This window comes from Cupriavidus sp. WGlv3 (assembly GCF_023952475.1).
Taxonomy (GTDB): Bacteria; Pseudomonadota; Gammaproteobacteria; order Burkholderiales; family Burkholderiaceae; genus Cupriavidus; species Cupriavidus phytorum.
Genome location: NZ_JALHRX010000010.1, coordinates 163,668 through 179,073, shown reverse-complemented (window position 1 = coordinate 179,073; position 15,406 = coordinate 163,668). Strand labels below are relative to the sequence as shown.

Sequence of the window (15,406 nt, the reverse complement as noted above, 5' to 3'; positions counted from 1 at the left end):
CCCTTCCGGTCACGGCCGCCGCATCGGCGGCCGGTCGACCCCCTGCCCTGTCAGTCGTAGACCACCTTGTAGCGCTTGCCGATGCGCTGCCATTCGTCGGCTTCCTGCGCCAGGCTGTATTCGATCAGCGGATTGGCGTCGATCCAAGCCTTCGGCAGGCGCACGGTGAAGCCTTCGTCCAGCGCTTCGGCCAGCTGCGTGACGCGGATGTCCGGCAGCGCCACGTCCGAGCGGCGCCGGCACAGCACAAAGGCCAGGCGCAGGCTGAACAGCATGCGCCAGTCGACGAACTTGCCGCTACCCGACAGCTTGCCCAGCTTGCCTGCATGGCCCAGCAGCAGCGTCGCCAGCCGCGCCTGGTCGGTCTTGGAAAAGCCCGGCATGTCGGCATGCGTGGCGATATAGGCCGAATGCTTGTGGTAGCCGCTATGCGAGATCGACATGCCGATCTCATGCAGGCTGGCGGCCCAGCCCAGCAGCGCGAGGTTGTCCTCGCGCCGTTCGTTGGCCGGGTCCGGAAACTGTGACAGCAGTGTCTGCGCGGTGCGCCGCACGCGGCTGGCCTGCGCGCGGTCGACACCATAGCGGCGCATGAACTGGTCCACCGTGACCGTGCGCATGTCCTCATGGTGGCTGCGTCCGAGCAGGTCGTACAGCACGCCCAGACGCAGCGCGCCGTCGGTCACGTCCATGCGCTCGATATCGAGTTCGGCGAACACGCCCAGCATGATCGACAAGCCCCCCGGCAGCACCGGAATGCGGTCCGGCTTGAGCCCGGTCAGCTTGACGCGATTGGTGTTCTCCGCCTTGATCAGCGCACGCTTCAGGCGCTCCAGCCCTTCACGCGTGATGCCGTGCTCGGCATTGCTGTCGTTCATGCCGTTGAGTTCGATCAACTCGGCCAGCGCGCGCGCGGTACCGGACGATCCCACTGCCTGCTCCCAGCCGGCGGCGCGATACTGGCGCACCAGCACCTGGATCTCGCGGCGCGCAGCCAGCTCGGCCTGCTTCATCGCGTAGTCGTCGACATTGCCGCTGGGGAAGAACTGGCGGCTGTGCGATACGCAGCCGATATACAGGCTTTCCATCAGCTTGGACTGGTAGCCGTTGCCGATGATGAATTCGGTCGAGCCGCCGCCGATATCGACCACCAGGCGGTTGCCCTGGCAGGCCGGCGCATCATGCGAGGCGCCCAGGTAGATCAGTCGAGCTTCCTCGCGTCCGGCGATCACTTCGATCGGGAAGCCCAGCGCGCCCTCGGCCTCTATCAGGAACTCGGACGCGTTCTTTGCCACCCGCAGCGTATTGGTGGCCACCGCGCGCACCTGGCCCGGTGCGAACTCGCGCAGGCGGTCGCCGAAGCGCCGCAGCGCATCGATGCCGCGCCGCCGCGCGGGCTGGTCCAGGTACTTGTCAGGGGTCAGCCCGGCCGCCAGCCGCACCGGTTCGCGCAGCGCGTCCACCTGGAAGATCTGGCTGGCCGGGCCATTAGCCGTCGGGGTTTCGTCCACCCGCCCGATCATCAGGCGGAAGCTGTTCGAGCCCATGTCGACGGCGGCCAGCAGGCGTGGAGTGTTGTTCATCGTGTGCTTGGAGGGCAGGTTCGCATTGGCGTTGCGAAGCACGGCAGGGACACGCTGGTGCCAGGGCCTGCCGCGATTCGGGCCCGGAGAAAATATGTCGTGGTCATGTCCGCATCATGACAAAATCAAACTGTCATGAAAGTGACATGATTCTATGAAAAAGTCGCCACATTACCAAAAGAAGGTCATGACCATGTCGACGACTCCGTCCAGTACGCTGCTCAATCGCGAACTGGGCATCCTGGAATTCAATGCCCGCGTGCTGGCGCAAGCCGCGGACCCGAAAGTCCCCCTGCTGGAACGGCTCAAGTTCATCTGCATCGTGTCCAGCAATCTGGACGAGTTCTTTGAAATCCGCATGGCGGGCCTGAAGGAACAGATGCGCGACAATGCCTCGGGCCTGACGCCAGATGGTCTTTCCTTCCAGCAGACCTACCAGCTTGTCACCGAGCGCACGCAACGGCTTGTGGCCTCGCAGTATGACATGCTGCAGAACACCATTTTTCCACTACTTGAAAAAGAAGGGGTCTTTTTCCACCTGACCACCACCTGGACCGACGCCCAGCGTGAATGGGCGCGCCAGTTCTTCCAGCGCGAACTGGCGCCGGTGCTGACCCCGATCGCGCTGGACCCGGCCCACCCCTTCCCGCGCGTGCTCAACAAGAGCCTGAATTTCGTGGTGGAGCTGTCCGGCAAGGATGCCTTCGGCCGCGATGCCGATCTCGCCATCGTGCAGGCGCCGCGCGCGCTGCCGCGCGTGGTGAAGATGCCGGAGAAGCTGTCGGGCTATCCGTACGGCTTTGTCATGCTGTCGTCGTTCATGCAGGGCTTCGTGCACGAGCTGTTCCCCGCCATCACCGTGCATGGCTGCTACCAGTTCCGCGTCACGCGCAACTCGGACCTGTTCGTCTCGGAAGACGACATCACCGACCTGCGCGAAGCGCTGCAGGGCGAACTGCCCGCGCGCCATTTCGGCGACACGGTGCGGCTGGAAATCTCGTCGGATACGCCGGCGGCGCTGGCGCGCCGGCTGCTGCTGGAATCGGGACTTGCCGAACAGGACCTGTACCGCGTCTCCGGCCCGGTGAACCTGGTGCGGCTGATGCAGATCCCCGACATGGTCGACCGGCCCGGGCTCAAGTTCCCGCCGTATGTTCCCGCCCCGGTCAAGGCCTTTTCCGGCGGCGCGTCGATGTTCGACGTGATGCGCCAGCAGGACGTACTGCTGCACCATCCGTACGAGAGCTTCAGCTCGGTGCTCGACCTGCTGCAGCTGGCCGCGGCCGATCCCAACGTGGTGGCGATCAAGCAGACCGTCTACCGCACCGGCAACGAATCGCTGGTGATGGAAGCGCTGATGACCGCGGCGCGCAACGGCAAGGAAGTAACGGTGGTGGTGGAGCTGCTGGCGCGCTTCGACGAGGAAACCAATATCAACTGGGCCGAGCGGCTCGAATCCGCCGGCGCGCACGTGATCTACGGCGTGGTCGGGCACAAGTGCCACGCCAAGATGCTGCTGATCGTGCGGCGCGAGCCGACCGGACCCAAGGCCAAGCAGGTCAAGCTGCGCCGCTACGCCCACCTGGGCACCGGCAACTACCATCCGCGCACGGCTCGGCTCTATACCGACTTCGGGCTGCTCACCGCCGACGAGGCCGTCTGCGAAGACGTGCACCATGTGTTCCAGCTGCTGACCGGCACCGCCGGCACGATCCGGCTGAACCACCTGTGGCAGTCGCCGTTCACCATGCAGAGCAACCTGGTCGACCATATCCGCGCCGAGGCCCGCAACGCGCGCGCCGGCAAGCCGGCACGCATCATCGCCAAGATGAATGCGCTGCTGGAACCGTCGATCATCGACGAGTTGTACAAGGCCTCGCGCGCCGGCGTGAAGATCGACCTGATCGTGCGCGGCGTGTGCGCGCTGATGCCGGGCGTGCCGGGCATGTCCGAGAACATCTCGGTGCGCTCGATCATCGGGCGCTTCCTCGAACACCACCGCGTCTATTACTTCCACGCCGCCGGCGAAGAGGTGCTCTACCTGTCCAGCGCCGACTGGATGGACCGCAACCTGTTCCGCCGCGTGGAAGTCGCGTTCCCGGTGCTGGACAAGGCGCTGAAGGCGCGCGTCCTCAAGGAGAGCCTGCAGGTCCATCTGCGCGACAATGCCTCCGCGTGGATCATGCAGTCGGACGGCAATTACGTGCGCAGCCAGACGCGTTCCAAGCATCCACATGTCAGCCAGAACGATATGCTGGTGATGTTTGGCGGCACGCCCTGAGCGCGCGCCGCGAGCAACAAGAAACCCCGCCGCGGGGTTTTTCTTTGAGATCAGGCTGCGCGCCGGGAATTGTCCGGTGCCTGCGGCGTTACCGTCGGACCGACGCCCGGCACCGGGCTGTCCGCGCTTGCGGCAGCGGAGCGCAGGCTGCGCTCGAGCGGGAACACCACGCGGAAGACGCTGCCCCGGCCCTCCTCGCTGGTGACGCGCAGTTCGGCATGGTGGCGCGACAGCACATGCTTGACGATGGCCAGCCCAAGGCCGGTGCCGCCGGTGTCGCGCGAGCGGCTGCGGTCGACGCGGTAGAAGCGTTCGGTCAGCCGGGGAATATGCTCGGCAGCGATGCCCAGCCCGGTATCGGCCACCGAGAACACCGCGTGGCCGTCTTCCCAGGCCAGCCGCATGGTGATGCGCCCGCCCTCCGGCGTGTAGCGCACCGCATTCGACACCAGGTTTCCCAACGCCGACATCAGCTCGGTCTCGGCGCCGCGCATGCCCACGGTCGGGTCGATCTCGGCCGCGACGTGGTGGCGGCCCTGCGACAGCGCCTCGGCATCGTGCATCAGGTGCGCCACCATGGCGCGGATCGGCACCGCATCATGCCCCGGCGGCTGCGCATCGCTTTCCAGCTTGGCCAGCGCCAGCAGGTCTTCGACGATGCTCTGCATGCGCACCGACTGCGCCAGCATCATGTCGATGTAGCGGCGCCGGTCCTCCTCGGACACCGGCAGGTCGCGCACGGTTTCGAGGAAACCGGTCATCACGGTCAGCGGGGTCTTCAGCTCGTGCGAGACATTGGCGACGAAGTCGCGCCGCATCGCCTCGGTGTTTTCCAGCTTGGTGATGTCCTGCGTGATCACCAGCTTGCGGTTGTCGCCGTAGGGCAAGATCTGCACCGCGATCGCGCTGTGCTTGTGCTCGCCCATGTCGCGCATCACCAGCGGGTCGTCGAACTGCTGGCGCGTCAGGTAGTGGACGAACTCGGGCCGGCGGATCAGGTGGGTAATGCGCTGGCGCACGTCGCGCCGCGCGTTCAGGCCGAAATGCTGCTCGGCGACGTCGTTGCACCACTCGATCTGGTCGGCGTCATCGAGCATCAGCACGCCGTTGGGCGAGGCCTGGATCGCCTGGATAAAGCGCGTGTGCTGCTGTTCCACCTGCAGCACCTGGGTGCGCCAGCGCTTGACCAGCCGGTGCAGGCGGTAATACACCTCGCCCCACAGGCCGAGCGCGCTCGGGATCTCGCCATAGACGGGCGCGTCCAGCACCTTCCACAGCCGGTTGATCTGGTACAGGTAGTAGAACAGCAGCCCGAGCAGCGAAACGCAGGCCAGCGCCAGCGCCGGCACCGGGCCGGCGACCAGGTAAACGCCGGCGGACAGCACCAGCAGGCTGATCAGGATGGCCGCGGAACGGGCCCAGATGACATTCATGCGCAGGGTTCAGGCTCGCAGCCAGCCACGGAAACGGCTGCCTGCAGGGTTGCGACGGAGTGTGCCACGATTTCGCCGCGCCCTGCCAGCGGCTCGAGACCCGTGCGGCGGTTCAGGCGCCAGGGGTGCGCACCAGCCGGTAGCCGCTGCCGCGCACGGTTTCGATCATGTTGCTGTAGCCGCCAGGCGTCAGTGCGGCGCGCAGGCGCTTGATATGGACGTCGACGGTGCGCTCCTCGACGAAGACGTGGTCGCCCCAGACCTGATCGAGCAGTTGCGAGCGGCTGTGCACGCGCTCCGGATGCGTCATCAGGAAGTGCAGCAGGCGGAACTCGGTGGGCCCCAGGTCCAGCTTGATCGGTCCGCTCTCGTCCTGGCCGGTCACGCGGTGCGTGGCCGGGTCGAGCCGCAGGCCATTGATCGCCACCACGTCGTCGGTCAGCTGCGGCGCGCGGCGGCGCAGCACGGCCTTGATCCGCGCCAGCAGTTCCTTGGGCGAGAACGGCTTGGTGACGTAGTCGTCGGCGCCGGCTTCGAGCCCCATCACCTTGTCCTGCTCCTCGCCGCGCGCAGTCAGCATGATGATGGGGATCTGGCGGGTGCGGTCGTTGGCGCGCAACTCCTTGGCGAAGTTCGCGCCTGACTTGCCCGGGAGCATCCAGTCGAGCAGCACCAGGTCGGGCAGCACATCGCTCATCAGCGACAGCGCCTGCTCGGCGTTATAGGCCCGGATCGGATAATGCCCCGCGTGCTGCAGGTTCACGGCGATCAGTTCGGCGATCGCCGGTTCGTCTTCGACAACGAGAATACTGCTTGGCATGTGTATGGTTCTCCGTGGGCGGCTGTATTCAGCTCAGCGCTTCGCGCTCCATGTCCTCGCGCGAGACATGGCGGACGTCCGTCCCCTTGACAATGTAAATGATAAATTCCGCGATGTTCTTGGCGTGATCGCCGATGCGCTCGACAGCCTTGGCGATGAACAGGAAATCCAGCGCGACCGAGATCGTGCGCGGGTCTTCCATCATGTACGTGATCAGCTTGCGCACGAAGCCGCGGAATTCCTCGTCGATGGCCTTGTCATCCTTGACGATGCGCGCCGCCGCGACCGTGTCCAGGCGCGCGAAGGCGTCGAGCGCCTGGCGCAGCAGCGCGATCGCCATCTCGCCCGAGAGCTTGACCTCGGCGTAGTTGATGCTGTGCGCCGACGCATCTTCCATGATGTGCTTGGTGCGCTTGGCGATCTTCTCGGCCTCGTCGCCGGCGCGCTCCAGATTGGTGATGGTCTTGGAGATGGCCATCACCAGGCGCAGGTCGCGCGCCGTCGGCTGGCGCCGCGCGATGATGTTGCCGCAATCGGCGTCGATCTCGACTTCCAGCGCATTGAGCTGGATCTCCCGGGCGATCACCTGGTCGGCGATGTCGGCGTCGAAGTCGGTCAGCGCACGCATGGCGAGTTCGATCTGCGACTCCACCAGCCCGCCCATCTGCAGCAGCTTGGTGTTGATGGCGTTGAGGTCTGCGTCGAACTGGGTCGACAGGTGCTTGTCAGTCATGGGATTCTCCTGGGCGCTTATGGATATGCTAGTCCCTGCCCTGCCTGTCAGCCGAAGCGGCCGGTGATGTAGTCTTCCGTTTCCTTGCGGTGCGGCTTGATGAAGATCTTCTCGGTCTCGCCGAACTCGATCAGCTCGCCCAGGTACATGTAGGCGGTGTAGTCCGAGCAGCGCGCAGCCTGCTGCATGTTGTGCGTGACGATCACCACGGTGTACTCGTCCTTCAACTCGGCGATCAGCTCTTCGATGCGGCCGGTGGAAATCGGATCCAGCGCCGAGCACGGCTCGTCCAGCAGCAGCACTTCGGGGCGGATGGCGATGCCGCGCGCGATGCACAGGCGCTGCTGCTGGCCGCCGGACAGGCCGTAGCCCGACTGGTGCAGCTTGTCCTTGGCCTCGTTCCACAGCGCCGCCTTGGTCAGCGCCCATTCCACGCGATCGTCCATTTCCGAGCGCGAGAGCTTCTCGAACAGGCGCACGCCGAAGGCGATGTTGTCATAGATCGACATCGGGAACGGCGTCGGCTTCTGGAACACCATGCCGACCTTGGCGCGCAGCAGCGCGATGTCCTGCTTGGCGGTCAGCAGGTTGTCGCCGTCCATGTTGATCTCGCCCTCGGCACGCTGCTCGGGATAGAGCGCGTACATCTTGTTGAAGGTACGCAGCAGCGTCGACTTGCCGCATCCCGACGGGCCGATGAAGGCCGTGACCTTGCGGTCCGGGATCGACATGTTGATGTTCTTCAGGGCATGGAACTGGCCGTAGTAGAAGTTCAGGTTGCGCACGTCGATCTTGGCGCGAACCGAATCGGGAATGTCGATGACGGTGGAGGTCATTGCGTTTTCTCGCTTGCAGTCTTGGGGCGGTCCGGATGACGGGCGCGCCGCTTATTTCTTGAACAGGATGCGCGCCAGGATATTCAGGGCCAGCACGCCGATCGTAATCAGGAACACACCCGCCCAGGCCAGTTGCTGCCATTCGGTGAACGGGCTCATGGCGAAGCGGAAGATCGTCACCGGCAGGTTGGCCATCGGCTTGTTCAGGTCGCTGGTCCAGAACTGGTTGGACAGCGCGGTGAACAGCAGCGGCGCGGTTTCGCCGGCGATACGGGCCACGGCCAGCAATACGCCGGTCACAATTCCCGCGTACGATGACTTCACCGTGATCGACAGCACCATCTTCCACTTGGGCGTGCCCAGCGCGAACGCGGCCTCGCGCAGCGCGTTGGGCACCAGATTCAGCATGTTCTCGGTGGTGCGCACCACGATCGGCACCTGCAACAGCGCCAGCGCGCAGATGCCGGCCCAGCCCGAGAAGTGGCCCATGCGGGTCACCACCAGCGCGTAGACGAACAGGCCGATCACGATCGACGGCGCCGACAGCAGGATGTCGTTGATAAATCGGATAAGGCTGGCCAGCGGCGAACTCTTGCCGTACTCGGCCAGGTAGATGCCCGCCAGGATGCCCAGCGGCGTGCCGAACAGCGTGGCCATGCCGACCATCACGAAGCTGCCGAAGATGGCATTGGCGAGGCCGCCGCCGGCGGTGTTGGGGGCCGGCGTCATCTGCGTGAACAGGTCCAGCGACAGCCCGCCCACGCCCAGCGTGACGGTGGTCCACAGGATCCACGCCAGCCAGAACAGGCCGAAGCCCATCGCCACCAGCGAGGCGCTCAGCGCGTACAGGTTGACGCGGCGGCGGCGGCCCTGCAGGCGCGCGCGCACGGCATCGGCATCGGGACGGACGGCGGGAATCGATACGGAAGACATGGCCTGGCTCGCTTGGGTCATTTGGCTCATTTTGCGCCCTCATTCTTGGCCAGTCGCAGCAGCAACAGCTTGGACAGCGCCAGCACCACGAAGGTGATGAAGAACAGGATCAGGCCCAGTTCCATCAGCGCGGCCGTATGCAGGCCGGCGCCGGCTTCGGCGAACTCGTTGGCGAGCGCCGAGGTGATGCTGTTGCCCGGCGAGAACAGCGAGGCGCTGTCCAGCAGGTTGGTGTTGCCGATCACGAAGGTGACGGCCATGGTCTCGCCCAGTGCGCGGCCCAGGCCCAGCATCACGCCGCCGATGACGCCGGCGCGGGTGTAGGGCAGCACCACGTTCCACATCACTTCCCAGGTAGTGCAGCCCACGCCGTAGGCGGATTCCTTGAGCAGCACCGGGGTGACTTCGAACACGTCGCGCATCACCGAGGCGATGTACGGAATGATCATGATCGCCAGGATCACGCCCGCGCACAGCAGGCCAATGCCCAGCGGAGCGCCCTGGAACAGCTTGCCGATCAGCGGCAACTGGCCCACCGTGGCCGCCAGCGGCTTCTGGAAATACTCGCCGAAGATCGGCGCGAACACGAGCAGGCCCCACATGCCGTACACGATCGACGGCACCGCGGCCAGCAGCTCGATAGCGGTGCCGAGCGGGCGGCGCAGCCAGGCCGGCGACAGCTCGGTCAGGAACAGGGCGATGCCGAAGCTGACCGGCACCGCGATGATCAGTGCGATCAGCGAGGTCACGATGGTGCCGTAGATGGGCACCAGCGCACCATAGACATCGGCGGGAGGATCCCACTCCGCGGACCACAGGAAGCGCGCGCCGAAGGCCTCGATCGAGGGCCAGGCGCTGATCGCGAGCGAGACGATGATGCCGCCGAGCAGCAGCAGCGTCACGATCGCGGCGCCCCGCGTCAGGCCGCCGAACAGGATGTCGCCCATGCGGCTCGGGGGCTGGACGTTGCGGGTGTCGGAGGGGATAGTCGCCATGTCGGAGAATTCAGGGTGGATCGCCGCTCCCGCCGGGGCGGGAGCGGATGCCGGCCGCGCGCTGGCGCGGGCCGGCGATGCCTTCAGATCAATACAGCGCCTTGCCCGAAGCGTCCTTCACGATGGTCTTCCAGGTCGTGCGGATCTGGTTGACCACGTTCTCCGGCAGCGGCACGTAATCCAGGTCGGCAGCCATGCCGGTGCCGTTCTTGTAGGCCCAGTCGAAGAACTTCAGCACTTCCGCGCCCTGCGCCGGCTTGTCCTGGTTCTTGTGCACCAGGATGAAGGTGGCGCCGGCGATCGGCCAGGCGTCCTTGCCCGGCTGGTTGGTCAGGATCTGGTAGTAGCTCTTGCTCCAGTCCGCACCGGCGGCGGCGGCCTTGAAGGCGTCGTCACCCGGCTTGACCACGGCACCCGACGCGTTCTTCATGTTCACGTGGGTCATCTTGTTCTGCTTGGCGTAGGCGTACTCGACATAGCCGATGGCGCCATTCAGGCGCTGCACGAAGGCGGCCACGCCCTCGTTGCCCTTGCCGCCGGTGCCGCCGCCCGGCCAGTTGACCGTGGTGCCCTCGCCGACCGTGCCCTTCCAGTCAGCGCTGACCTTGGAAAGGTAGTTGGTGAAGATGAAGGTGGTGCCCGAACCGTCGGCACGGCGCACCGGCAGGATGTCCTGGGTCGGCAGCTTGGCTTGCGGGTTCAGCGCCTTGATGGCGGGGTCGTCCCACTTCTTGATCTTGCCGAGGTAGATATTGGCCAGCACCTCGCCGGTGATGGTCAATTCGCCCGGCTTCACGCCCTGCAGGTTGATCACCGGCACCACGCCGCCGATCACGGTCGGGAACTGGACCAGACCCTGCTTGTTCAGGTCCTCGTCCTTCAGCGGCGCGTCCGAGGCGCCGAAATCGACCGTCTTGGCACCGATCTGCTTGATGCCGCCCGACGAGCCGATGGATTGATAGTTGACCTTGTTGCCCGTTGCTTTGTTATATGCGTCGGCCCACTTGGAATACACGGGCGCCGGGAAGGAAGCGCCTGCACCGGTAATTTCCGCCGCGAACGCAGTACCCGCTACCACCATCGAAACGATGCCTGCCACGGCAGTCTTGACCAGCTTCATATGTCCTCCAGAGAACATTGGTTGGGAATGACAAATTTTTGACAAGACGAACTTTATGCTGCCTGTATGACAATTCCGTGACATCTTCAAATCTTCTTGAAACTGGCCTGCAGCAAGGTAATGACGGGATGGTCCCGCCTCGCCATGCGCCGAATATGACGGCGGTTAATTGCGCAATCGAGCAAAAAAACGCCGGGGCGAGCCCGGCGTTCGTTTCTCGGATGGGCGCTATCAGGCACCCAGCGCGTCTGCCAGCTTCCTTGCCGCGCGCTCGGCCATTTCGGCCTGCTCCGCCTCGACCATCACGCGCACCACGGGCTCGGTGCCCGAGGCACGGATCAGCACCCGGCCGCGGCCCCCCAGTTCCGGTTCCACCGCGGCACGCGCCGCCTGCAGGCCGGCATGGGTCTGCCAGTCGAAACCTTTCTGCACGCGCACATTGATCAGCGTCTGCGGGAACAGCGTCACGCCCTCGAGCAGTTGCGCCAGGGTCTTGCCGCTGCGGCGCAGTGCGCCCAGCACCTGCAGCGCCGACACGATGCCGTCGCCCGTGCTGTGGCGATCCAGGCACAGCAGGTGGCCGGAGCCCTCGCCGCCCAGCGTCCACTTGCGCTTGTTCAGCTCCTCCAGCACATAGCGGTCGCCCACCTTGGCGCGCACGAAATCGACGCCCTCGCGCTTGAGCGCCAGTTCCACCGCCATATTGGTCATCAGCGTGCCGACCGCGCCGGGAACCGCCTGCCCGGCGGCCAGGCGGTCGCGCACGATCAGATACAGCAGCTCGTCGCCGTTGTAGAGCCGGCCATCCGCATCCACCACCTGCAGCCGATCCGCGTCGCCATCGAAGGCCAGGCCCAAGTCGGCGCCGTTGGCCTTGACCGCCTCGATCAGCTTCTCCGGCGCGGTGGCGCCGTAGCCGGCGTTGATATTGCGGCCGTTCGGCTGGTTGCCGATGGCGACCACGTCGGCGCCCAGTTCATGGAACACCGGCGGCGCGATGTGATAGGCCGCGCCATGGGCGCAGTCGACCACCAGCTTCAGGCCATGCAGGTCCTGCTCGTACGGGAAGGTGCTCTTGCAGAATTCGATATAGCGGCCGGCGGCATCGTCGATGCGGCGGGCGCGCCCCAGGTCGTCGGACGGGGCGCACACCATGGGCTCGTCGAGGGCCGCTTCGATCGCCGCCTCGACCGCGTCGGGCAGCTTGTCGCCGCTGGCCGAGAAAAACTTGATGCCGTTGTCGTAGTAGGGGTTGTGGCTGGCCGAGATCACCACGCCGGCCGACAGCCGCAGCGCCCGCGTCAGGTAGGCGATGCCGGGGGTCGGCAGCGGGCCGGTCAACAGCACATGCACGCCCGCCGAGGTAAAGCCGGCCTCCAGCGCTGCTTCCAGCATATAGCCCGAAATGCGCGTGTCCTTGCCGATCAGCACGGTGGGCTTGCCCTGCCCGGTCCTGGCGCCGTGCGCCAGCACCTTGCCCGCGGCATGGCCCAGCCGCATCACGAAGTCAGGCGTGATCGGCGCATCACCGACCTTGCCCCGCACGCCGTCGGTCCCGAAATACTTGCGTGTCATTCTTTGTTTCCCTTTCTCTTCTGTGTTCTGTCTTGGTGGCACTGACCGGCGTCGGCGCCCGGCTCAGCCCGCGCTAACGGATTCGTTGCGCACGGCCCACCAGGTCTTCACGGCATCGACGGTCTGCTGCACATCATGCACCCGCACGATCAACGCACCGCGCTCCACCGCACAGACCGCCGCGGCAATGCTGGCGGCGATGCGCTGCTGCGGCGGCCGGCCGCCCAGGATGACGCCCAGGGTGGACTTGCGCGAGATGCCCGCCAGCACCGGCAGGCCCTCGAGCGCCAGCTTCGGCAACTGCCCGAGCAGGCGCAAATTATGATCCGGTGTCTTGCCGAAGCCAAATCCCGGATCGAGGCAGATCCGGGCATCGTCGATCCCGGCGGCGCGCAGCACGGCGACGCGCCCGGCCAGGAACTGCGCGACTTCGGCGACCACATCGTCGTAGTGCGGGTCTTCCTGCATGGTCTGCGGATCGCGCTGCATATGCATCACGCACAGGCCCGCCTGTCCGCCGGCCACCGCCTCGACCGCCCCCGGCATGCGCAAGCCCCAGATATCGTTGATGAGATCGGCTCCGGCCGCAAGCGCGGCGCGCATGACTTCGGGCTTGTAGGTGTCGATCGACAGCGGCTTGCCGCAATCGCGCAGCGCTTCGACCACGGGGATCACGCGTGCCAGTTCCTCCGCCAGCGGCAGCGCCGCCGAACCGGGCCGGCTGGATTCCCCGCCGATGTCGATGATGTCGACGCCCTCGGCAATCATCTGCTCGGCATGGCGCAGCGCCGCGTCGCGGCTGGCGTGCTGGCCGCCGTCGGAAAAGGAGTCGGGCGTGACGTTGAGGATGCCCATCACCAGCGGACGCTGGTCCAGGGCAAAACGGAAACGGCCGCACTGGAAGTGCCGGGTCTGAGTGGTCTGCTGCAAGGTAGGAAGGCTCTGGCGATGCGCGCGGCTGGGCCGCTCAAAAAGGAAAAGCCGGTGCACCCGGCACCGGCTTCAGGGGGAGGCACTACACAGCCATCGCTACAGCGTCGTCAGCGGGACGAGCGCCGGGTCAGGCCGTGGCGGGCGCGTTGGTCGGCGCCACCGGCGAGCCGCCCGAAGGCGTGCTGCCGCCACCGTTCGGGCCCGACGCGCTGCGCGGCGGACGCGGCGGCTTGCCGGCCATGATGTCGTTGACCTGGTCGGCGTCGATGGTTTCCCATTCCATCAGCGCGTTGGTCATGGCTTCGACCTTGTCGCGGTTCTCTTCGAGCAGGCGCTTGGCCAGCGCGTATTGCTCGTCGATGATGCGGCGGATCTCGGCGTCGACCTTCTGCTGCGTGGCTTCCGACACGGTCTTCGACGACAGCTTGCCGAACATGCCGTCCTGCTCGGTATCGACGTAGACCATGGCGCCGAGCGAATCGCTCATGCCGAAGCGGGTCACCATGTCGCGGGCGATCTTGGTGGCGCGCTCGAAGTCATTGGAAGCGCCGGTGCTCATGGCGTTGAGGAAGACCTCTTCCGCCGCGCGGCCGCCGAACAGGATGGCGACCTCTTCCAGCATGCTGTCCTTGTACTTCGAATACTTGTCATGCTCGGGCAGTTGCCAGGTCACGCCCAGCGCCCAGCCGCGCGGCATGATGGTGACCTTGTGCACCGGATCCGCCTTGGGCAGCAGCTTGGCCACCACCGCATGGCCGGATTCGTGGTAAGCCGTGGCACGACGCTCTTCCTCGCGCATGACCGTCGACTTGCGCTCCGGACCCATGTAGATCTTGTCCTTGGCGTCCTCGAAGTCCTGCATGTCGACCACGCGCTTGTTGCGGCGGGCGGCAAACAGGGCGGCCTCGTTGACCAGGTTGGCCAGGTCGGCACCCGAGAAGCCCGGGGTACCGCGCGCGATCACCGAAGCGTCGACGTCGTTGCCGATCGGCACCTTGCGCATATGGACCTTCAGGATCTGCTCGCGGCCGCGGATGTCCGGCAGGCCCACGTAGACCTGGCGGTCGAAACGGCCCGGACGCAGCAGCGCCTTGTCGAGCACGTCGGCACGGTTGGTCGCGGCGATCACGATCACGCCCGAGTTGGCCTCGAAGCCGTCCATCTCGACCAGCATCTGGTTCAGGGTCTGCTCGCGCTCGTCGTTGCCGCCGCCCATGCCGGCCCCACGATGGCGGCCGACGGCGTCGATTTCATCGATGAACACGATGCAGGGGGCCTGCTTCTTGGCGTTCTCGAACATGTCGCGCACACGCGCCGCGCCCACGCCGACGAACATTTCAACGAAGTCGGAACCGGAGATGCTGAAGAACGGCACCTTGGCTTCGCCGGCGATGGCACGCGCGAGCAGCGTCTTGCCGGTACCCGGAGGACCGACCAGCAGCACGCCGCGCGGGATGCGGCCGCCCAGCTTCTGGAATTTCTGCGGATCCTTGAGGAAGTCGACCAGCTCGACCACTTCTTCCTTGGACTCGTCGCAGCCGGCCACGTCCTGGAACGTGACGGCGTTCTGGTTCTCGTCGATCAGCCGCGCGCGCGACTTGCCGAATGAGAATGCGCCGCCTTTTCCACCACCCTGCATCTGACGCATCATGTAGAACCAGAACACGATGATCAGCAGGGTCGGCCCGAGGTAATACAGGGCCTGGACCAGCACGTTGGGTTCGTCGTCCGCCTTGCCGGTGACCTGCACGCCGTACTTCATCAGGTCGCCGACCATCCAGATGTCGCCCGGCGAGATGATGGTGTACTTGGCCCCTTCCTTGGGCGAGACTACCAGGTTGCGGCCCTGCACGTCGACGCGCGACACCTTGCCGTTCTTGGCGTCATCCATGAACTGCGAATAGGTGACGCTGTCCTGCGCACGGGGCTTGTCGAACTGCTTGAAGACGGTAAACAACACCAGCGCGATCACGAGCCAGATTGCCGCCTTTTGAAACAGGTTGTTATTCAAGGCCGAACTCCTTTGCAATTGCCTTGCCAACGGATAGCTGCATTGTAATGCAGCCCCCGCCCTCGAGGGGAAACAGAGAAACTATGATGCCGATAGCACCGGGTGAGGGTATTTCCCTCTACATTTCTTATTCCGCCCTGGCTTGTATCGAGA

The 15,406-nt window shown here is 65.4% G+C and carries 12 protein-coding genes; 1 reads left to right on the top strand and 11 read right to left on the bottom strand.

Annotated features, from left to right (window positions below; genetic code table 11):
- Nucleotides 1–50: 50 nt before the first annotated feature.
- Complete coding sequence (ppx, locus tag MKD38_RS18010; RefSeq protein WP_252678693.1) at nt 51–1,583, bottom strand: exopolyphosphatase; 1,533 nt, start codon at nt 1,581–1,583, stop codon at nt 51–53.
- 154 nt (nt 1,584–1,737) lie between these two features.
- Here ppx and ppk1 point away from each other — a divergent pair, with 154 nt between their 5' ends.
- A complete protein-coding gene (ppk1, locus tag MKD38_RS18005) occupies nt 1,738–3,864 on the top strand; it encodes a polyphosphate kinase 1 (RefSeq protein ID WP_256505331.1) in 2,127 nt (708 codons plus the stop codon).
- Nucleotides 3,865–3,914: 50 nt separating this feature from the next.
- On the opposite strand, the gene phoR is transcribed toward ppk1, so the two are convergent.
- From phoR to ftsH, 10 genes are all read right to left on the bottom strand, one after another.
- A complete protein-coding gene (gene phoR, locus MKD38_RS18000; protein WP_252678689.1) occupies nt 3,915–5,297 on the bottom strand; it encodes a phosphate regulon sensor histidine kinase PhoR in 1,383 nt (460 codons plus the stop codon).
- Between the two features lie 112 nt (nt 5,298–5,409).
- The gene (gene phoB / locus MKD38_RS17995; protein WP_252678687.1) at nt 5,410–6,117 is read right to left on the bottom strand and encodes a phosphate regulon transcriptional regulator PhoB; all 708 of its coding nucleotides are present in this window, start codon (nt 6,115–6,117) and stop codon (nt 5,410–5,412) included.
- 28 nt (nt 6,118–6,145) lie between these two features.
- Nucleotides 6,146–6,850, bottom strand: coding sequence for a phosphate signaling complex protein PhoU (gene phoU / locus MKD38_RS17990; RefSeq protein WP_111517617.1), 705 nt, complete (start codon nt 6,848–6,850; stop codon nt 6,146–6,148).
- 47 nt (nt 6,851–6,897) lie between these two features.
- The gene (gene pstB, locus MKD38_RS17985) at nt 6,898–7,686 is read right to left on the bottom strand and encodes a phosphate ABC transporter ATP-binding protein PstB (protein WP_012353223.1); all 789 of its coding nucleotides are present in this window, start codon (nt 7,684–7,686) and stop codon (nt 6,898–6,900) included.
- 51 nt (nt 7,687–7,737) lie between these two features.
- The gene (gene pstA / locus MKD38_RS17980; protein ID WP_252678686.1) at nt 7,738–8,640 is read right to left on the bottom strand and encodes a phosphate ABC transporter permease PstA; all 903 of its coding nucleotides are present in this window, start codon (nt 8,638–8,640) and stop codon (nt 7,738–7,740) included.
- 5 nt (nt 8,641–8,645) lie between these two features.
- A complete protein-coding gene (gene pstC / locus MKD38_RS17975) occupies nt 8,646–9,614 on the bottom strand; it encodes a phosphate ABC transporter permease PstC (RefSeq protein ID WP_252678685.1) in 969 nt (322 codons plus the stop codon).
- A gap of 88 nt (nt 9,615–9,702) precedes the next feature.
- Entirely contained in the window at nt 9,703–10,734 is a 1,032-nt protein-coding gene (gene pstS, locus MKD38_RS17970; protein ID WP_252678684.1) for a phosphate ABC transporter substrate-binding protein PstS, read from the bottom strand.
- 231 nt (nt 10,735–10,965) lie between these two features.
- Nucleotides 10,966–12,309, bottom strand: a complete 1,344-nt coding sequence (gene glmM / locus MKD38_RS17965) for a phosphoglucosamine mutase (RefSeq protein WP_252678683.1) — start codon at nt 12,307–12,309, stop codon at nt 10,966–10,968.
- Nucleotides 12,310–12,372: 63 nt separating this feature from the next.
- Nucleotides 12,373–13,164, bottom strand: coding sequence for a dihydropteroate synthase (folP, locus tag MKD38_RS17960; RefSeq protein ID WP_252678759.1), 792 nt, complete (start codon nt 13,162–13,164; stop codon nt 12,373–12,375).
- A gap of 205 nt (nt 13,165–13,369) precedes the next feature.
- Nucleotides 13,370–15,253 carry an ATP-dependent zinc metalloprotease FtsH gene (gene ftsH, locus MKD38_RS17955; protein WP_012353229.1) on the bottom strand — a complete coding sequence of 628 codons (1,884 nt, stop codon included), beginning with the start codon at nt 15,251–15,253 and terminating at the stop codon, nt 13,370–13,372.
- Between the last annotated feature and the right edge of the window lie 153 nt (nt 15,254–15,406).